This is a genomic window from Arthrobacter ginkgonis (assembly GCF_039540195.1).
GTDB classification, from domain to species: Bacteria; Actinomycetota; Actinomycetes; order Actinomycetales; family Micrococcaceae; genus Zafaria; species Zafaria ginkgonis.
Genome location: NZ_BAABEO010000035.1, coordinates 13,385 through 31,959, shown reverse-complemented (window position 1 = coordinate 31,959; position 18,575 = coordinate 13,385). Strand labels below are relative to the sequence as shown.

Sequence of the window (18,575 nt, the reverse complement as noted above, 5' to 3'; positions counted from 1 at the left end):
GGACCGCGGCCTCGTGGTGCGTTGAGGGCTCGGGAGGCTTAGAAGCCGCCCATGCCACCCATCTCGTCGGCGCCCGGCATGGCGGGGCCGGCCTTCTCCGGCTTGTCGGCAACGACGGCCTCGGTGGTCAGGAACAGGCCCGCGATGGACGCTGCGTTCTGCAGCGCGGAGCGGGTGACCTTCACCGGGTCGTTGACGCCGGCGGCCAGCAGGTCCTCGTAGACGCCGGTGGCGGCGTTGAGGCCGTGGCCGGACGGCAGGCCCTTGACCTTGTCGGCGACAACGCCCGGCTCCTGGCCGGCGTTGAAGGCGATCTGCCGCAGCGGAGCCTCGATGGCAACCTTGACGATGTTGGCACCGGTGGCCTCGTCGCCAACCAGCTCGAGGTTCGCGAAAGCCTTGGCGCCGGCCTGGATCAGGGCCACGCCGCCGCCGGCGACGATGCCCTCTTCCACGGCAGCCTTGGCGTTGCGCACGGCGTCCTCGATGCGGTGCTTGCGCTCCTTGAGCTCGACCTCGGTGGCGGCACCGGCCTTGATGACGGCCACGCCGCCGGCCAGCTTCGCCAGGCGCTCCTGCAGCTTCTCGCGGTCGTAGTCGGAGTCGGAGTTCTCGATCTCGGCGCGGATCTGGTTGACGCGGCCGGCGATCTCCTCGGCGTCGCCGGCACCTTCGACGATGGTGGTCTCGTCCTTGGTGACGACGACCTTGCGGGCCTGGCCCAGCAGGTCGAGGGTGGCGTTCTCCAGCTTCAGGCCGACCTCTTCGGCGATGACCTGGCCACCGGTGAGGATGGCGATGTCGGCCAGCATGGCCTTGCGGCGGTCGCCGAAGCCCGGGGCCTTGACGGCGACGGACTTGAAGGTGCCGCGGATCTTGTTGACGACCAGGGTGGCCAGGGCCTCGCCCTCGATGTCCTCGGCGATGATCAGCAGCGGCTTGCCGGACTGCATGACCTTCTCCAGGACGGCAACCAGGTCCTTCACGTTGGAGATCTTGGAGTTGACGATCAGGATGTACGGATCCTCAAGGACCGTCTCCTGGCGCTCGGCGTCGGTGACGAAGTAGGCGGAGATGTAGCCCTTGTCGAAGCGCATGCCCTCGGTCAGCTCGAGGTCCAGCCCGAAGGTGTTGGACTCCTCGACGGTGATGACGCCTTCCTTGCCCACCTTGTCCAGGGCCTCGGCGATGAGCTCGCCGATCTGCGGATCGCCGGCGGAGATGGAGGCGGTGGCCGCGATCTCTTCCTTGGTCTCGATCTCCTTGGCGGCGGCCAGCAGCTCGGCGGTGACGGCCTCGACGGCCTTCTCGATGCCGCGCTTCAGGGACAGCGGGTCGGCGCCGGCGGCAACGTTGCGCAGGCCTTCCTTGACCAGGGCCTGGGCCAGCACGGTGGCGGTGGTGGTGCCGTCGCCAGCGACGTCATCCGTCTTCTTGGCAACTTCCTTGACCAGCTCGGCGCCGATCTTCTCGTACGGGTCCTCGAGCTCGATCTCCTTGGCGATGGAGACACCGTCGTTGGTGATCGTGGGGGCGCCCCACTTCTTCTCCAGGACGACGTTGCGGCCGCGCGGGCCCAGCGTCACCTTAACGGCGTCGGCCAGGATGTTGAGGCCGCGCTCGAGACCGCGGCGTGCTTCCTCGTCAAATGCAATGATCTTGGCCATAGCGGCTTGTGGTCCTTTCGGGACGGTCATGCGTTGCGTGGACCACGGCAGCGCCCGCGACGGACGGGTCCGGAACGGCGTGTTCGGCACGCCGCCCGCGGGCCCTCGCTGCGCCAGGTCCGGGGGTCACCCGCCATGCCGCAACGACGGCTTTCCCACCGGGGGTTAGCAGTCGAGGCATGTGAGTGCTAACTCCAATTATTGGCACTCTAGGCCAAGGAGTGCAAGCCATGGTTTCCGCCGGGGGCGAACCGCGTCACCCGTAGCTGCGGCCCAGGACCACCGAGATCTCGACCGGAATGTTGGGTGTCTGGTACACCGTGGCGATGCCCAGGACGCGGGCGGTCTCCAGCGCGGTGGCGCGGGAGGCGTCGCTCTTGTAGTAGACCACCGAGGCGTCGACCTTCTTGGTCCAGTTGCCGGCCGACAGGGAGCTGAATCCGCTCCCCTGCAGCTTGGCGAGCCCGTTGCCGGCCAGGCCGCTGATGCTCGACCCGTTGTAGACACCCACGGCCGCCGCGTAGTTGACCGCGACGGTGGCTTCCTTCGTTGCGCTCGGGGTGGCGGAAGCGCTCGGGGATTCGGCGGCCACGGGCTCGGAAGCGTCCGCGGGTTCGGCGGACTCGGATTCTGCGGATTCGGATTCGGCAGGTTCTGATTCCACCGCTTCGGACTCGGCCGGTTCGCTGGTACTGGAGGCGGCCGCCGTCGTCTGCGCGGCCACGGCGGTGGCGTCGGTGCCCAGGACGCGGGGCAGGACCAGGAAGGAAACCAGCCCGACGACCAGCGCCAGGACGCCCACGCCCATCAACAGCCCGAGCCCGGAGCCTCCGCCCTTCACGGCGGGCTGCTCGCGATGCACGCCTTTGCGGTCGGTGAACTCGGGAGTCCTGTCGAATTCGTCGCGCGGGTACTTGCTCATACCTGTCCTTGTTCGTGGTTCATTCCCAGAGTGCATGCCCGTGGTGCATGCCCAGACGCGGGCCCTCAGAACAAAGCCCTCCGAACGAAGCCCTGCCCACGAAATCCCCGGAACACGCTGCCCGGGAACACCGCGTCGAGGGCACCCGGGGCCTTGGCGCTACGCCTCGGGGGCGGAGCGTCGGACCGTCCGGGCTCGATGCCTGGTTGTTCGTAGTCTACGCAATCTCTTCACCAGCATCGGGTCGTAGGCCAGCGCGGCGTCCGTGTCGATCAGCGCATTGAGCAGCTGGTAGTAGTTCGCGGAGGACAGTCCGAAGAGTTCGCGGATGGCCTGTTCCTTGGCCCCCGCGTACTTCCACCACTGCCGCTCAAGGGCCAACATCAACTGCGCCCGTTCGTCGAGCTCGCTGGATTCGTCGTACTCGAAATCCAACTCGATCGCTGCTGCAGCCACCACGTTCCCCTCGTATTGCCGCCGGTGAATCCTTCCCGCCCATGGTACGAGCCCGGAATCCGGGTTGTCATATGGGCCCGGACCGGCCGGCAGGCAAGAATGGTCGCCATGAGCGACGCACAGGATGCCCTCTTCAGCTTCGACGGTAGGCCCGACGGCCTCGGCGATGGATCCGATCCAGCGCCGTGGCCCTTCGCCGCCGGCCTGGAAGCGGCGGTCCAGACCGGAGCGGTGCATCCGAGCTGGGCGCCCGGACTGGCGCCGGTGGACGGGCGGCTGCGGTCCATCGCGGCGGAACTGGAGGCCCGGCGCGCCGCCGGCGAGCGCATCCTGCCCGCCCCGGAGCGGGTCCTGCGCGCCTTTTCCGCGCCGCTGGACCGGGTGAAGGTGCTGATCGTGGGCCAGGACCCCTACCCGACGCCGGGCCACCCGGTGGGGTTGAGTTTCGCGGTGGACGCGCACGTGCGGCCCCTGCCGCGCAGCCTGGCGAACATCTACCGGGAGTTGGCCGACGACGTCGGCGCGGAACCGCCGGCACACGGGGACCTCTCCGCGTGGGCGGACCAGGGGGTGCTGCTGCTGAACCGGGTGCTGACCGTGGGTGCGGGCGAGAGCGGATCCCACCGCGGGCTGGGCTGGCAGAAGGTCACGGACGCCGCGGTCGCGGCCTTGGCCGCCCGGGGCGGGCCGCTGGTTTCCATCCTGTGGGGCCGCGACGCGCAGGCCCTGGCCCCGGCGCTCGAAGGGACCGCGGTGATCACCAGCGCGCACCCCTCCCCGCTCTCGGCCAGCCGCGGTTTCTTCGGTTCCCGCCCGTTCAGCCGCACCAACGACCTGCTGGCCGGACAGGGTGCGGCACCGGTGGACTGGCGCCTGCCGGCGGCGCCTTAAGTAGATCCGGCACCGGCCACAGGTGGCCGGTGCCGGATCTACTGCCGATCGGATCCACTGCCCATCAGCGCAGGGCGCTTTAGCGGCGGCGGATGCGCCGGCGTTCGTTGCCGTGCCAGCCGCGGGTGAGCGGACGGGCCAGCGTGTCTCCGAAGACCACCCCGCCGGCGATGGCCAGGATGATCGAGAACGCGTTGAACATCTGCACCAGGCCGGTGGTCACGTCCTCGGGTTGGATCGCGATCCCGTACATCGCCCGGAAGATCATCAGGCCCGGCAGCAGGAACACGATCGCCGGAACCGCGACCACCAGCTGCGGGGCACCCATCCGCAGCGCCACCCAGCGCCCGGCCGCGCCGATCGCGACGGCGGCCAGCGCCGGGGCCAGCCGGTCCCCCACCCCGAGCGCCTGCACGCCGAGGTAGACCAGGTACCCCAGCAGCGCGACGCCGGCCGTGGGCACCAGCATCCGGCGCGCCGTCTGTTCGGAGACCGCGCCGAAGATGACCGCCAGCACCATGAGGACCGTCAGCAGCCATCCGGGATAGGGCACCGTCTCGATCGAGGCGACGTTCAGCTCCTGGGCGCCGGCCAGCGTGCCCAACACCAGGGCGGTCATGATGCCGGCGACCAGGGCCGCGTAGATGATCAGGGCGGAGAAGAACCGGCCCGCGGCGGTGACGGGGAAGCCGTTGATGGCGTCCTGCACGGAGGAGACGAAGCGCGAGGACGGCAGCAGCAAGATGATGCCGCCGGCCACCACCATGGCCGGGGAGATCGGCACCGAGAGCACCCACAGCAGCAGGGCGATCCCGGTGACCACGAAGGCGCCCGCGGCGGTGGAGAAGAACTCCGGGATGCGCCAGCGCCCGGCGAGCTTCGCGACCTGCGAAACCACCAGCGAGGACAGGAACGCCGTTACGGCCCCCTGCCAGGTGCCGCCGATGAAGAGCACGAACATCGCCGCGAACGCGCCGCCGGCGGCCGTGACCATCCAGCGAGGGAAGGGCTTGGGGCGCCGGACGATCGAGCGCAGGCGTTCGACCGCCTCGCGCCGGGTCACCCCGTCCGCCACGATGTCCGTCACCAGTTGGTGGACCAGGGCCAGGCCCGCGTAGTTGTTGGTCCGCGAGCGGACCACCCGCAGAAGGCTCATCGGAACCGCGTCATGCGGGGCGTAGTTCAGGTGGATGGACTGGTTGGTGATATCCACTTCGACGTTGCGCAGGCCCAGCGACGCGGTGACCGCGATGATGCTGGTTTCGGCCTCCAGGGCGCCGGCGCCGTAGCGGAACATGGCTTCGGCCAGGTCCAGTGCGAACTCGAGGGTCTTGCGGGCGCTTGCGTCCTGCGTCCCGACCTGGATGGTGGGGTTGGCGTACGGGCTGCCGACCAGCCGGTCCACGATCGAGAACGCCTGCGTGGGCGGGGACTCCGAGTTCATCAGCCGCCCGAGCAGCCGCCGTCCGTGATCCTTGCCGGCAGCCGCGGCGTCGGCAGGCGCAGCGTCGGCAGCGGGAACGCCGGACGGGGTCCGGCCGGGCGCGGGCCTGCCGGGGACGACGCCGGAGCGGTCGGCGGTACCTGGGCTGCGTGGCTGCTTGGCGGAGGCGGGTCCCGGCGGCACGATCGGGCGTGCCCCGGTGCTGGGGAAGTCGGCCGGGGCCGGGACGGGGGCGGACCGCTGCCGGCTGCGCCTGCCGACGCGCTGCAGGGCCTGGGCCCGGGGGTTCGGATCGGCCGCGGGACCCGGGTTCGCGGGGCGTTGTCCGCCCGCGGATTCCGGGGCTGGGGCGGTGTCCTTGGGCTCTCCTGTGGACACTGCTGCTCCTGTTCTGTGTGGTGCTTGGAACCACTGTAGCGAAGGCGCATTCTGGGTGCTGAACCGCCCGCGGCGGCCCCGAAAAGCGAGGCGGGGAATAGCGTCGCCCATCCCGTGGTTATTGCATGCGATTGCATATTTCTACCGCTATTTCTACCGTCCGGGAGGAACCATGGACCACCTGCTTGAGATCGGCGTCGAGACGTTCGGCGACGTTACGGAAGACGCCGACGGCCAGCCGATGCACCACGCGGCGGTGCTGCGCAACGTCGTCGCCGAGGGCGTTGCCGCGGAGGAGGCCGGCCTGGACTTCTTCGGCGTCGGCGAACACCACCGCGAGGACTACGCCGTGTCCGCCCCCGAGGTGGTGCTGGCCGCGGTGGCCGCCAGGACCGAGCGGATCCGGCTCGGGTCCGCCGTCACCGTGCTCAGTTCCGATGATCCGGTGCGGGTCTTCCAGCGCTTCTCCACGGTCGATGCCCTCTCCGGCGGACGGGCCGAGGCGATCCTGGGCCGCGGCTCCTTCATCGAGTCCTTCCCGCTGTTCGGCTACGACCTGAAGGACTACGAGATCCTGTTCGAGGAAAAGCTGGCGCTGTTCGCGCAGCTGCTCAAGGAGGACTCCGTCACCTGGTCCGGCAGCACCCGGGCGGCGCTGAGCAACCAGCGCATCTTCCCGCCCACCGAGCAGGGCATGCGGGCCTGGGTGGGGGTGGGCGGCAGCCCGGAGTCCGTGCTCCGCGCCGCACGGCACGGCCTGCCGCTATTCCTGGCCATCATCGGCGGCAACCCGCTCGCCTTCGAGGGCCTCACCCGCCTGTACCGGCGCACCCTGGAGCAGGCCGGGCACGCCGAGCAGCCGATCGGCGCGCACACCCACGGCCTGGTGGCGGACACGGACGAGGAGGCCCTGGAGATCCTCTGGCCGCACTACAAGCGGACCATGGACCGCCTCGGCGCCGAGCGCGGCTGGCCGCCGGCCTCCCGGCTGCGCTTCCAGGCCTCGGCCTCCCCGAACGGGAACCTGGTCATCGGGTCTCCGGAAACGGTCGCGCGGAAGATCGTGCGCATCTCCCAGGGCCTGGGCCTGTCCCGCTTCGACATCAAGTACAGCGCCGGGACCCTGCCGCACGCCCCGATGATGCGCAGCATCGAACTGCTCGGCACCAAGGTGAAGCCGCTGGTGCTGGACATGCTCAATTCCTAGCCCCGCAATTCCCAGCCCCGCCATTCCCGGGACAGTTCCGCGGGGCGGAAGGAGGGGCACGACGGCGGCGCGCGCCGCCGTCGTGCCCCTCGCCGGGGCGGACCCCGCGTCGGAACCCTCTGGAACGGCGAAAGGCCCCCGCAATGCGGGGGCCTTTCCTGTGGTGGTTCTTAGCAGACTCGAACTGCTGACCTCTCGCGTGTGAAGCGAGCGCTCTAACCAACTGAGCTAAAGAACCGGGCTTGTCAGCCCGTCGGGCGTACCTTGAAAGGTTAGCCGAGGGGTGGCCGCGACGCCAAATCGGGGTGCCCGGGCGGCGGCGCGGGGCGAAAATCCCCGGCTCCGGCACGCCGCGCCGGCGCCGTTTCAGGCGCCGTTTTACAAGCCGCAAATCAATGCGCTATCTTCGCTGTGGCCGCCGCCGATGCGGCCGAAACTGGGCCCTACAAGGAAGCTGCCGGACTCCACCGGCACCGGTCCCCTAACGGCCAAAGAACCGGCCCGGCGTACACCGGGAACCCCTTCTTTCGTTCGCTCTTAAAGCACCACATAGAGGACCGCTCCCAGTGCATCCCGTCATCGACTATGCCCTCTCCTACGCCCCGCCGACCGCCGCGGAACGCGAGGCACTCTCGCTGCTCACCCCCGACGCCGGGCCGCGCTGGCACCAGAAGCTGGACCACGCCCTGCTGACCGTCACCGCACTGCATTCCGGAACCCCCGTGGGCCTGGGCGTGCTGCACGCCTCGGTGACCGCCCCGACCGGGGTCGACTCCCCCGTGGAACTCGGCGCGATGTACGTGCACCCGGCCTACCGGAGGCTGGGGATCCGCGAGCGCATTGCCGCCTCAAGGCTGACCTACGCGCTGTCCACCGGCGGGACGCCCATCACCGTGATCGACAACCGCAACGAGGCATCGTGGCGGCACTTCGAGCGCTCGCCGCAGTGGGCCGTGGAGAAGGAGTACACGGGCTGGTTCACCGGATTGCCGATGACCATTTGGGTGGCCACGGAATCCGCCTGGTACCGCACACTCAAGGCCCCGCCCGTGACGGGCGGGGCCTTGAGGGAAGGGGACCTGCTGGAAAGCGTCTAGGGCCTACGGGCCGAACGAGCCGGAGGGAACCATCGTGGCGAGCACCAAGAGGAGGATCATGCCCACGATGGAGAGCACGCCGAGGATGGTGCCGATCCAGCCGGTAACCTTGCCGACGGTGGCGGCGGTGTTCAGCCGCTCGGCCTGCTTGGCCTTCACGATGGCGATCGGCCCCAGGATGACGCCCACGACGAACAGGGACAGGATGCCCAGGATCATCGAGGTCTGGGCCAACTGCTGGCCGCGCAGCTGATCGGGCGAGTTCTGCGCCTGGAACGGTTGGCCGGGCTGCGGGTATTGGGCTGGCTGGGACATGGTTTCCCCCGATGTTTTTGCGAGTGGTGGACCCTGAAAACCCTACCCGCACCGCAGGCCGGGGCGCCGGAATCCGCCGCCCCGGCGCGTTCCGGCACGAAGCCCGAGGCTTCACGCGGCACCGGGACTTCCCGCGGCGCCGGGGCTTCAGCGGCAAAGGCTTCACGTGCCACAGCACCGTTCTGTACGGTGAGCCATGGCCACTATGCACACCCGCAGCAACTCCACCTTCCCCGCCAGGCTGGTCCAGACCGGCGCCGCCACGGCGGCGGCCGCCGTCGTCGGGGCCTGGGCCACCAATCCGGACGGCGCATGGTACCGGTCCCTGACGCTGCCGTCCTGGCAGCCGCCGCGGACCGCCTTTCCCGTCGTGTGGACCGCGCTCTACACCGGCCTCGCGGTGACCTCCGCGGCCGTGCTGGCCCGCCATGACATGGAGGCCGGCAGCGGTTCGGCCACGGCCCAGACCCACCGGAGCGGATTCCAGCGCGCGCTCACGACCAACCTGGTCCTGAACGCCGGCTGGAGCGTGATCTTCTGGCGGCTCCGCAATCCTGCGCTGGCCAGCCTGGAGGCCGCCGCGCTGGCGGCCAGCACGATCGACCTGGCCCGCCGCGCCGCCCGGGAGGATGGCCGGCTGGGCGCGAGCCTGGTTCCCTACGCCGCGTGGACAATGTTCGCGAAGGTCCTGACCTCCGCCATCGCCAAGCGGAACCCCAGGCCCACGGATTAGCGCCTATCGGGCTCCCGCCGTGTAACGGCGCTTGGCGGGCCGTCCGGTCCCCGCCTAGAATTGCCCTGTTTTGGTTCGTGGATTTCGGATTCGCGGGCGTCGGATTCGCGTGACGGAAGGCAGGTCCCGGATGGGTGCCGTTGCGTTCACGGATCGGATGCTGCGCGGCTGGGCCGCCGGCTTCGTGGCCACGCTCTTTGCGGCCATCGGACACTTCTCGGTTTCGGGCACGCTGCCCGGCTTCCCCGGAATGGTTCTGGCGTTCGCCGCATCAGGGTTCGTCTGCTCCCTCTTCGCCGGGCGGCGCATGGGCCCGGGACGGGTTGCCGCGGCGGTCCTGGCGAGCCAGGGCCCGTACCACCTCCTGTTCTCCACCCCGGCAGCGATGGCGATGGATGCCACCGCCCACGCACAGCACCAGATTGGGCAGCACCAGATTGGGCACCACGGGCACGGCCAGCCGGCCTTGCAGGTTGCCCTCGACGCGACATTCGACGCCGGGGCGGCCGGCGGCGCGGCGATGTGGTTGGCCCACCTCGCGGCCGCTGCCCTAACGGTCCTCGCGGTGAGCCGTGCCGAACGGTTCGTGTGGATGCTCGCCGGCCTCCTTGGAGCGCGGCTGGTCCGCCTGTTCCGTCTCCTGCTCCCGGTTGCGGCGCCGCCGCGGCCACGGCCCGACTCCCGGCGGGAGCCGGCAACCCTGCCCGGCCGCCCCGCAGCCCGTCCCATCGCCAGGCGGGGACCGCCGTCGTGCGCCGCGCCCCCGCGTCCCCGCGCATCGGCACCGGTACTGGCACCCGCCTAGCTTTTTGGCGTTTGGCGCCTGGTTTTTGGCGTCCGGCCTTGGCGTTCCGTCCCCCGCGTCCATCATGAGCCGCGGGACGGTCCTGCCCTGCTTCGACCGGCCTGTCTCCACCGGCCTGCCTCCACCTGCTTGGGGATCCGTGCGGCGCTTTCGTTTCCACTTCCCCCGATGGACGAAAGACCACCATGACCTCCAGTACTTCAGCGCGCCCCGAAACCGGGCGCGAGGCAACGCTGCCTCCCACCACGCCCACTACTGCCCCCGCGCCCGCCAGCCCAGCCTCCGCAACCGCCCCGTGGCTTGTGGCCCTCCTGCGCCGGCTGCACTTTTATGCGGGCATCCTCGTCGGCCCGTTCCTGCTGGTCGCCGCGGTCACCGGCGGCCTCTACGCCGCGGCACCACAAATCGAGGACCTGGTCTACGCCACCGAGCTGACCGGTTCGCCCGGGACGCCGCTGCCCCTGGAGCGGCAGATCCAGGCGGCACAGGAGTTCCGCGGCTCCGCCACGGCACCTGCCGCCGTCCGGCCCGGCACCGAGGGCGGAACCACCCGCGTTATGTTCGCCGACGAATCCCTCGGCGAATCGGAATCGCTGGCCGTCTTCGTCGACCCGGCGACCGCGAAGGTCAAGGGTGAACTGGTCGCCTACGGCACCAGCGGCTCCCTGCCGCTGCGCACCTGGGTCGACCAGATGCACCGCAGCCTGAACCTGGGCGACGCCGGCCGGCTCTACAGCGAACTCGCGGCCTCCTGGCTGTGGGTCGTCGCGCTCGGCGGCGTGGCCCTGTGGGTGGCGCAGCGCCCGTCCCGCGCCGCGAAGGCGGGCACCCCAACCCAGCGCGGGAACGCACCACGGAAGGGCAGCCGGGCCCGCCTGCTCGGCTGGCACAAGGTCTTGGGCCTGACGCTGGTTGTCGGGTTCCTGGGGCTCTCCGCCACCGGCCTGACCTGGTCGAAGTACGCCGGGGAGAACGTGTCCCAGCTGCGCGCCACGCTGGGCTGGGAAACGCCCTCGCTCTCCCGCGAGCTCGCAGCGGACCCATCCCACGCGCACATGGGCCATGAGGGCCACAGCGGGCACGTGATGGCGGAGCCGGCCGCCACCGTCCCGAACGGCGGGTTCGACGCCGCGCTGGCCGCGGCCCGCGGGGCCGGCATCGACGCCGCCAAGGTGGAGATCAGGCCCGGCGCGGCCGGCGGACAGGCCTGGTCCGTGGCCGAGATCGACCGGTCCTGGCCCACCCAGGTCGATGCCGTATCCCTGGATCCGCGGGACATGGCCGTGGTGGACAGCATCGACTTCAAGGACTTCTCCGTGCCCGCGAAGCTGTCCCGCTGGGGCATCGACGCGCACATGGGGACGCTCTTCGGCGTGGCGAACCAGGTGGTCCTCCTGGCGCTCGCCGCCGGGCTGGCCTGCATGGTGGTGTGGGGCTACATGATGTGGTGGAAGCGGCGCCCCAAGGCGGCCACGGGGCTGCGCTTCGGACCGCTGCCGCGACGCGGAGCCCTGCGCCAAAGTCCGTGGTGGGCCGTGCTGGCGGTTGCCGCCGTGGCGGTGCTCGTGGGGTTCTTTGTCCCGCTGCTGGGGATTTCGCTGGCGGGCTTCCTGCTGGTGGACCTCTTCCGGGCGGCCGCCGCCCGGCGCCGGGATACGGCTCCGGCCGGGTAGCTGGCCGGGTAGGGCGGTAGCGGACCGTCCGGAACCATAGTGCAAGAGCTGCTGGAATGGCTGATCCATTCCAGCAGCTCTTGCACTACCGTCGGCCCGACTCCGAACCTAGCTGTCCATGGCCCCGAAGCCGCCGACCGCCGTCGCGCCCTTGCCGCGTTCGGCGAGCGCCACGGGGTCAGACGGCGCGGATCGGCAAGTAGACGGAGCTGCCCATGCGGGCGAACTCCGCGGACTTGTCCGCCATCCCGGCCTCGATGGCCTCCAGGCTGTCCAGCCCGTTCTCCTGCGCGTAGGTCCGAACGTCGGCGGAGATCCGCATCGAGCAGAACTTCGGCCCGCACATCGAGCAGAAGTGCGCGGTCTTGGCCGGCTCCGCAGGCAGGGTCTCGTCGTGGTACTCGCGGGCGGTGTCCGGATCCAGCGACAATGCGAACTGGTCCCGCCAGCGGAACTCGAAGCGGGCTCGGCTGAGCGCGTCGTCGCGTTCCTGGGCCCTGGGGTGCTGCTTGGCCAGGTCCGCGGCGTGGGCGGCGATCTTGTAGGTGATCACCCCGACCTTCACGTCGTCGCGGTTGGGCAGGCCCAGGTGCTCCTTCGGGGTGACGTAGCAGAGCATGGCGGTGCCCGCCTGGGCGATCATCGCCGCGCCGATGGCGGAGGTGATGTGGTCGTAGGCCGGGGCGATGTCCGTGGCGAGCGGGCCAAGCGTGTAGAACGGGGCCTCCTCGCACAGTTCCTCCTCAAGCCGCACGTTCTCCACGATCTTGTGCATCGGCACGTGGCCGGGGCCCTCGATCATGACCTGCACGCCATGGGACTTGGCGATCTTCGTGAGCTCGCCAAGGGTGCGCAGCTCGGCGAACTGGGCCTCGTCGTTGGCGTCGGCGATCGACCCCGGACGCAGCCCGTCGCCGAGCGAGAAGGTGATGTCGTACTTCCGGAAGATCTGGCACAGCTCCACGAAGTGGGTGTAGAGGAAGCTCTCCTGGTGGTGGGCCAGGCACCAGGCCGCCATGATCGACCCGCCGCGCGAGACGATGCCCGTGACGCGCTTGGCCGTCAGCGGCACGTAGCGCAGCAGCACCCCGGCGTGCACGGTCATGTAGTCCACGCCCTGCTCCGCCTGCTCGATCACCGTGTCCCGGAAGATTTCCCAGGTGAGGCTGGCCGGATCGCCCTTGACCTTTTCGAGGGCCTGGTAGATGGGCACGGTGCCGACGGGGATCGGCGAGTTGCGCAGGATCCATTCGCGGGTCTCGTGGATGTTCCGGCCGGTGGAGAGATCCATCAGGGTGTCGGCGCCCCAGCGGGCGGCCCACACCATCTTCTCCACCTCCTCCTCGATCGAGGACGTGACGGCCGAGTTGCCGATGTTCGCGTTGATCTTCACCGCGAAGGCCTTGCCGATGACCATCGGCTCGGACTCGGGGTGCCGGTGGTTGGCCGGGATCACGGCCCGGCCGCGGGCGACCTCATCGCGGACCAGCTCCGGCGAGACGCCTTCGCGGGCGGCGACGTACGCCATTTCTGGGGTGATGATTCCGGCGCGCGCCCAGACCAGCTGGGTCGCGGCGCCGTCGATCGGTTCCGGGTGTTCCCACCCGTCACGCGTTTTCGCCAATCCCACCTCGACGTCGATGCGTGCCTGCGGATCCGTGTACGGGCCCGAGGTGTCGTAGAGGTCGAAGTGCTCTCCATTGCTGAGATTAACGCGCCGCACGGGGTAGCTCATGCCCGGGAAGCCGGGCACGTCCTCGTAGCGTTTGGTGCTGTCCTGGATGGGGCCAGTGGTGACAGCGGACATGGTTGTAGCGTCGCTTGTGCGCATTTTGATCTCTTCCTACGCCGGCATTATCCGGTCAGGTTCAACGGTCGACGGCCCTAGCCGTCCTCTCAGCTCGCTGGTGCGAGCTCCCGTGGAGGGTGTTTACAGCGCTGGAGCGTAGCACGCATCGCCCGCCGCTTTCGAACCGTGTCCACGGTCCGACAGCGGCGGGCGCGTCCGGGCGCGTGCTTTTCGGCGTTCGTGGCGGAGCGCTTTTCGGAGACCGGAGCGCTAGGTGCGCGCCACGGCCTGGCCGCGGTACTCCTCCTCGGTGACGTGCTCGCCCCATTCGGTCTCCGGCACCTCCGCGTCGCCGGTCCCCTCCCACATGGCCAGATGGCTCATGAAGTGGTCGGTGGCCGCGCCGTGCCAGTGCCACTCGCCCGGCGGGGTGTAGACGGTGTCCCCGGGCCTCATCACGACGACGTCGCCGCCGCGGGCCTGGACGAGTCCGGTCCCCTCGAGCACGTGCAGAGTCTGGCCCACGGCGTGGGTGTGCCAGGCGGTCCTGGCGCAGGGGGCGAAGCGGACCATGTTGACGCGCATACGCGAGGGCTCCGGCCGCGGAGCGGCGATGACGTCGAACCAGACGTCTCCGGTGAACAGTTCCGCCGGGCCCTTGGTGCTCGGCATCGTGGGTTGGATCTCCATGGGGTCTCCTGTCGGTCGGGAAAAGGGGCTGGGCCGGAAATGGCTAGCTGGCGCGCAGCCGGTCGAGGTCGGCGCGCAGGCTCTCCGGCTCGCGCGCCAGGGGCAGCGTGCCGGAGTCCTGGGCCGCGTCGACGGCGCCGGACACATCGGCCAGCACGTCGGCGAAGAGTCCGGCCCAGTCCCGCGGGGCGGGACCGGCCTCGGCGAACAGCTCGAACGTCTTGCCCGCGGCCGTTGCGGTGAGCAGGCTGCGGACCAGGACCTCGGCAACCTGGGCGCGGTCGACGGCGCCGGAGCGGCGGTCGCCCTGTGCGAGGACCAGGCGCCGGTCGCCGGGCCCTGCCGCGTCGAACCATCCCGGGCGGACGATCGTGTAGGGGTGGCCGCTGGCGCGCACGAGGCGCTCCGAGCGGCGCTTCCAGTCCAGCAGGTCCTGATAGGCGCCGTTGTCGTCGCGGGTCACGTTGATCGATGTCATGAGCGCGATGCGCAGCGCGCGCCCGTCCAGCGCACGCAGGACGTTGGCCACTCCCCCGTAGTCGACGCGTTCGTAGGCGCCGGCGTTGTGCGCGCCGTGGGTGAAGACGACGGCGCCGACGCCGTGCACCGCGCGGGCGAGCGTCTCCGGGTCCTCAAGGTCGCCGTGGACGATCTCGGTGCCCGGCAGGAGGCGTCCGGCCCGGCCGACGTCGCGGGCCAGGGCCCGAACGGCCAGGCCGTGGCGGGCCGCCGCAGCGACGACAAGCCGGCCGACGCTCCCGGTGGCGCCGATGACGAGGACGCCGCCGGGAACGGTGTCAGGGTGGTTCATGTGTGCTGCTCCATCAGAGGTGTCGGTCGTGCTCGGAGGTTCGGTCCGCGGTCCGGTCCGCCGGTTCGGTGCCGGCCGTCCAGCTGGCCAGGAGATTCAGCGCGTCCTGGGACGGGGACCCGGGTTCGGCGGTGTAGGTGATGACCACAAGGCCCGGATCCGCGGGCAGTTCCATGGCCTCGTAGTCCAGGTCGAGGTCGCCGACCAGCGGATGGTTCAGGCGCTTGCCTCCGGTCCGGTGGAAGCGCACGTTGTGCGCGGCCCACCGGGTGCGGAACAACTCGCTGCGGGTCGACAGCTCCCCGATCAGGTTGGACAGGCCCCGGTCGTAGGGCCGGCGGCCGGCCTCCGCCCGCAGGATCGCCACCGAATCCTCGATGACCCGGTCCCAGTCGCGGAAGAAGCGCTCGGCGCGGGGGTCGAGGAACGCGAACCGGGCGGAGTTCGGTGGCTGGACGGGGCTGTCGAAGATCTCGCCGTAGAGCGCCCGACCGAGCCGGTTCGCCGCCAGGATGTCCATGTTGCCGTTGCGCACGAAGGCCGGCGTGCCCATGGCGTCCAGCACGCGCTGGAGGGTGGGCCGCACCTTCTGCGGGGCCTGCCGGCGGCCTGCCGGGGTGGACGGAGCCGCCGCCCGGGCCAGGTCGAAGAGGTGGGCCCTTTCGGCCTCGTCCAGCTGCAACGCGCGCGCCAGCGCATCCAGAACGCTGTCCGAGACGCCCCTGAGGTTTCCGCGCTCAAGCCGGATGTAGTAGTCGATGCTCACCCCGGCGAGCATCGCGACCTCCTCCCGGCGCAGCCCGGGAACTCGCCGGTTTCCCCCGTAGGCGGGCAGCCCCGCCTGCTGCGGGGTGATCTTGGCCCGCCGGGTGGCCAGGAATTCGCGGATGTCGTTCCGATTGTCCATGCCTTCCACGCTAGAAGCCCGGGACGCGTTCCGGGAGGCCCTGCCAGTACCTGTAACGGCAGGACCTCCCGCCCGCGCCGGGACGCTGTTTCTCTGGAAAGGCAACCCGACCGGAGCCGCCCCGGGCCGGTACCGACGCACCCGAAGGACTACGAGTGAACAAGAGATCCACCCGCCGCAGCAATCCCACGGCGGTCCTGGCGATCATCCTGGTGAGCTATTTCATGATCGTGCTGGACACCTCGATCGTGATCACCGGCCTGCCCAAGATCCGCGACGAGCTGGGATTCACCGCAGCGGACCTGTCCTGGGTCCAGAACGCCTACGTGTTGGTGTTCGGCGGCCTGCTGCTGCTCGGAGCGCGCGCCGGGGACATCCTCGGGCGGCGGCGCGTGTTCGTCGCGGGCCTGGTGGTCTTCGGCCTCGCCTCGCTCGCGATCGGGGCCGCGCCCTCCGCGGCGTGGCTGCTGGCCGCCCGCGCGGTGCAGGGCGTGGGCGCCGCGGTGCTCGCACCCTCGAGCCTGGCGCTGCTGACCGCCGGCTTCCCCGAGGGGCGCGAGCGAACCCGGGCCCTGGCCGCGTACGGTGCGACCGCTGGCATCGGGGCCAGCGTCGGGCTGGTGCTGGGAGGCCTGCTGGCGGACTGGCTCTCCTGGCGGGTGGGGTTCCTGATCAACGCACCCATCGCCGTCGTGATGGTCTTTGCCGCCCTGCGGCAACTGCCCGAGACCGAACGCCGCGCCGGGCGCTTCGACCTCGCCGGGGCGGCCTGTTCGACGCTGGGCATGGGTTCCCTGGTCTACGGCATCGTCCATGTGGCCGACGCCGGGTGGGGCGACCCCGCCACCCTCGGCGCGCTTGCCGCCGGGGTGGTGCTGATGGGCGGCCTGGTGCTCAACGAGGCCCGGGCCCGGCAGCCGATCATGCCGCTGGGCCTGTTTGCCAGCCGGGAACGCTCGGGCGCCTACCTAGCCCGGCTGCTCTTCGTCGGCGCGATGATGGGCTACTTCTTCTTCACCACGCAGTTCCTCCAGGGCGTCTACGGGTTCGGCCCGCTGCAGGCCGGGCTCGCGTTCATGCCGATGACGGTGGTGAACTTCTTCGTGGCCCTCGCCGTTCCGCGGCTGACCGGGAGGATCGGCAACACGGCGCTCCTGGCCTCCGGCATCGCGGCCACCCTGGCGGGAATGGGGTGGCTCAGCCGCCTGGAGGCGGACAGCCCGTACGTCGTGGCCGTGGCCTTGCCGATGGCCCTCATCGGCATCGGGCAGGGCTTGGCGTTCGGACCGCTGACCGCGGCCGGCATCGCCGGCGTCGGGTCCCGGGACGCCGGTGCGGCGTCCGGCGTGGTGAACACCGCCCACCAGCTCGGCGGCTCGCTGGGCATCGGCATCCTCGTGCTCGTTGCCGCCGCCGCAGGTACCGGCAACACCGCCGGGGTCCTCGCCGCCCAGGTCTCCGCCGCCCAGGTCTCCGCCGCCCTGGGCGGCGGCACGGTCCTGCTCGCCCTCGCGCTGCTCGCCGTCGTCGGACTCGTTGTCCGCTGGGATGCCGTTCGTTGGGATGCCGTTCGCCGGCGGCGGCCGCACCCCACTGGCCCGAGCGACCCTGCCAAGGGGGTATTGCCAGTACCCGTAACGGCAGGGACTCCCACAACCCAACCCGACCCTGTTGGCTGGAAGCAGCCAACAGGACACAGAGAAACGGAAACAACTACCTGATGCGAGCAACCTACATGTTCGGTGCCGGCGACGTGCGCGTGATCGACGTCCCCGACCCGGTCATCGAGCGGCCCACCGACGCGATCGTGCGGATCGTGCGCGCCTGCGTGTGCGGCTCGGACCTGCACCCCTACCACGGCCTGCCGGCCACCGCCGAGGGCATCCCCATGGGCCACGAGTTCGTCGGAGTTGTCGAGGAAACCGGCAGGGACGTCGCGACCCTGAAGAAGGGCGACCTGGTCATCGCCCCCTTCGCCTGGTCCGACGGCACCTGCGACTTCTGCCGCGAGGGCCTGCACACCTCCTGCCGCCACGGCGGGTTCTGGGGCAGGAACGGCATCGGCGGCGGACAGGCCGAGGCCGTGCGCGTCCCGCTGGCCGACGGCACCCTCGTCAAGGTCCCCGTCGGCGAGGACTCCGCCCTGCTGGCCTCCCTGCTCACTCTCTCCGACGTCTACGGCACCGGCTATCACGCCGCCGTCAAGGCCGGGGTGAACGAACGCACCACCGTCACCGTTATCGGCGACGGGGCCGTGGGCCTGATGGCCGTGCTCTCCGCCAAGCAGCTCGGCGCCGAGCGCATCATCCTCATGGGCCGGCACCAGGCCCGCACGGACCTGGGGCGCGAATTCGGCGCCACCGACGTCGTTGCCGAACGCGGCGAGGCGGGCATCGCCGCGGTCCGTGAGCTCACCGGCGGCGACGGCACCCACACCGTCCTCGAAGCTGTCGGGCACATGCCCGCCTACCGGCAGGCCATCGGCGTCGTTCGCCCCGGCGGTGTGATCAGCCGGGTGGGCGTCCCCCAGTACGAGGAGGCGCCCATCGGCTTCGGGTCCCTGTTCGGACCCAACGTCACCCTCACCGGCGGCCCCGCTCCGGTCCGCGCGTACATCGAGCCCCTGCTTCCCAGGGTGCTCGACGGCAGCGTGAACCCCGGCCGGGTCTTCGACCGCGAGGTCGGCCTCGAACAGACCCCCGAGGCCTACAAGGCCATGGATGCCCGTGAGGCCCTCAAGGTCCTCGTCCGCCCCTGAACTCTGAACTCCGAACTCCGAACTCTGACCGG

The 18,575-nt window shown here is 70.4% G+C and carries 17 protein-coding genes, 1 tRNA gene and 1 riboswitch; of the genes, 8 read left to right on the top strand and 10 right to left on the bottom strand.

Features of this window, described 5'->3' with window-relative positions; all coding sequences use genetic code 11:
* Positions 1-38: 38 nt before the first annotated feature.
* The 3 genes from groL to ABD912_RS22425 all read right to left on the bottom strand — a co-directional run bounded on the left by groL (position 39) and on the right by ABD912_RS22425 (position 3,045).
* Positions 39-1,667 carry a chaperonin GroEL gene (gene groL / locus ABD912_RS22435; RefSeq protein WP_345154529.1) on the bottom strand — a complete coding sequence of 543 codons (1,629 nt, stop codon included), beginning with the start codon at positions 1,665-1,667 and terminating at the stop codon, positions 39-41.
* 256 nt (positions 1,668-1,923) lie between these two features.
* Positions 1,924-2,589 carry a LytR C-terminal domain-containing protein gene (locus ABD912_RS22430; RefSeq protein WP_345154528.1) on the bottom strand — a complete coding sequence of 222 codons (666 nt, stop codon included), beginning with the start codon at positions 2,587-2,589 and terminating at the stop codon, positions 1,924-1,926.
* A 159-nt stretch (positions 2,590-2,748) separates the two neighbouring features.
* On the bottom strand, positions 2,749-3,045 hold the full coding sequence (locus tag ABD912_RS22425) for a DUF3263 domain-containing protein (RefSeq protein WP_345154527.1): 297 nt from the start codon (positions 3,043-3,045) through the stop codon (positions 2,749-2,751).
* 108 nt (positions 3,046-3,153) lie between these two features.
* Between ABD912_RS22425 and ABD912_RS22420 the strand changes: the two genes are divergently transcribed.
* Positions 3,154-3,936 (top strand): uracil-DNA glycosylase, encoded by a 783-nt coding sequence (locus ABD912_RS22420; RefSeq protein ID WP_345154525.1) that lies wholly within the window; start codon positions 3,154-3,156, stop codon positions 3,934-3,936.
* A 79-nt stretch (positions 3,937-4,015) separates the two neighbouring features.
* Here ABD912_RS22420 and ABD912_RS22415 read toward each other — a convergent pair whose 3' ends face one another.
* Positions 4,016-5,758, bottom strand: coding sequence for a threonine/serine exporter family protein (locus ABD912_RS22415; protein ID WP_425548131.1), 1,743 nt, complete (start codon positions 5,756-5,758; stop codon positions 4,016-4,018).
* Positions 5,759-5,930: 172 nt separating this feature from the next.
* Here ABD912_RS22415 and ABD912_RS22410 point away from each other — a divergent pair, with 172 nt between their 5' ends.
* Positions 5,931-6,965: an LLM class flavin-dependent oxidoreductase gene (locus ABD912_RS22410; protein ID WP_345154523.1), complete on the top strand. Its 1,035-nt coding sequence runs from the start codon at positions 5,931-5,933 to the stop codon at positions 6,963-6,965.
* A 161-nt stretch (positions 6,966-7,126) separates the two neighbouring features.
* On the opposite strand, the gene ABD912_RS22405 is transcribed toward ABD912_RS22410, so the two are convergent.
* Positions 7,127-7,203: transfer RNA gene (locus tag ABD912_RS22405), tRNA-Val, on the bottom strand.
* 328 nt (positions 7,204-7,531) lie between these two features.
* On the opposite strand from ABD912_RS22405, the gene ABD912_RS22400 reads away from it, so the two are divergent.
* Complete coding sequence (locus ABD912_RS22400) at positions 7,532-8,062, top strand: GNAT family N-acetyltransferase (RefSeq protein ID WP_345154521.1); 531 nt, start codon at positions 7,532-7,534, stop codon at positions 8,060-8,062.
* Positions 8,063-8,065: 3 nt separating this feature from the next.
* Here ABD912_RS22400 and ABD912_RS22395 read toward each other — a convergent pair whose 3' ends face one another.
* Positions 8,066-8,377 (bottom strand): DUF4190 domain-containing protein, encoded by a 312-nt coding sequence (locus ABD912_RS22395; protein WP_345154519.1) that lies wholly within the window; start codon positions 8,375-8,377, stop codon positions 8,066-8,068.
* Positions 8,378-8,573: 196 nt separating this feature from the next.
* Here ABD912_RS22395 and ABD912_RS22390 point away from each other — a divergent pair, with 196 nt between their 5' ends.
* From ABD912_RS22390 to ABD912_RS22380, 3 genes are all read left to right on the top strand, one after another.
* Positions 8,574-9,110 (top strand): TspO/MBR family protein, encoded by a 537-nt coding sequence (locus tag ABD912_RS22390; protein ID WP_345154517.1) that lies wholly within the window; start codon positions 8,574-8,576, stop codon positions 9,108-9,110.
* A 130-nt stretch (positions 9,111-9,240) separates the two neighbouring features.
* Positions 9,241-9,915 carry a hypothetical protein gene (locus ABD912_RS22385; RefSeq protein WP_345154516.1) on the top strand — a complete coding sequence of 225 codons (675 nt, stop codon included), beginning with the start codon at positions 9,241-9,243 and terminating at the stop codon, positions 9,913-9,915.
* 185 nt (positions 9,916-10,100) lie between these two features.
* On the top strand, positions 10,101-11,588 hold the full coding sequence (locus ABD912_RS22380) for a PepSY-associated TM helix domain-containing protein (protein WP_345154514.1): 1,488 nt from the start codon (positions 10,101-10,103) through the stop codon (positions 11,586-11,588).
* Between the two features lie 178 nt (positions 11,589-11,766).
* On the opposite strand, the gene thiC is transcribed toward ABD912_RS22380, so the two are convergent.
* From thiC to ABD912_RS22360, 4 genes are all read right to left on the bottom strand, one after another.
* A complete protein-coding gene (gene thiC / locus ABD912_RS22375; protein WP_345154512.1) occupies positions 11,767-13,395 on the bottom strand; it encodes a phosphomethylpyrimidine synthase ThiC in 1,629 nt (542 codons plus the stop codon).
* Positions 13,396-13,410: 15 nt separating this feature from the next.
* A riboswitch (TPP riboswitch) is annotated at positions 13,411-13,519 on the bottom strand.
* A 128-nt stretch (positions 13,520-13,647) separates the two neighbouring features.
* A complete protein-coding gene (locus ABD912_RS22370) occupies positions 13,648-14,067 on the bottom strand; it encodes a (R)-mandelonitrile lyase (RefSeq protein WP_345154510.1) in 420 nt (139 codons plus the stop codon).
* 43 nt (positions 14,068-14,110) lie between these two features.
* The gene (locus tag ABD912_RS22365) at positions 14,111-14,878 is read right to left on the bottom strand and encodes an SDR family oxidoreductase (RefSeq protein ID WP_345154508.1); all 768 of its coding nucleotides are present in this window, start codon (positions 14,876-14,878) and stop codon (positions 14,111-14,113) included.
* Positions 14,879-14,891: 13 nt separating this feature from the next.
* A complete protein-coding gene (locus ABD912_RS22360) occupies positions 14,892-15,785 on the bottom strand; it encodes a helix-turn-helix transcriptional regulator (RefSeq protein WP_345154507.1) in 894 nt (297 codons plus the stop codon).
* 155 nt (positions 15,786-15,940) lie between these two features.
* Here ABD912_RS22360 and ABD912_RS22355 point away from each other — a divergent pair, with 155 nt between their 5' ends.
* Together ABD912_RS22355 and ABD912_RS22350 are read left to right on the top strand one after the other, a co-directional pair.
* Positions 15,941-17,506: an MFS transporter gene (locus tag ABD912_RS22355; protein ID WP_345154502.1), complete on the top strand. Its 1,566-nt coding sequence runs from the start codon at positions 15,941-15,943 to the stop codon at positions 17,504-17,506.
* Positions 17,506-18,543 (top strand): alcohol dehydrogenase catalytic domain-containing protein, encoded by a 1,038-nt coding sequence (locus ABD912_RS22350; RefSeq protein ID WP_345154499.1) that lies wholly within the window; start codon positions 17,506-17,508, stop codon positions 18,541-18,543. Before ABD912_RS22355 ends, ABD912_RS22350 begins: the two co-directional genes overlap by 1 nt.
* Positions 18,544-18,575 lie beyond the last annotated feature (32 nt).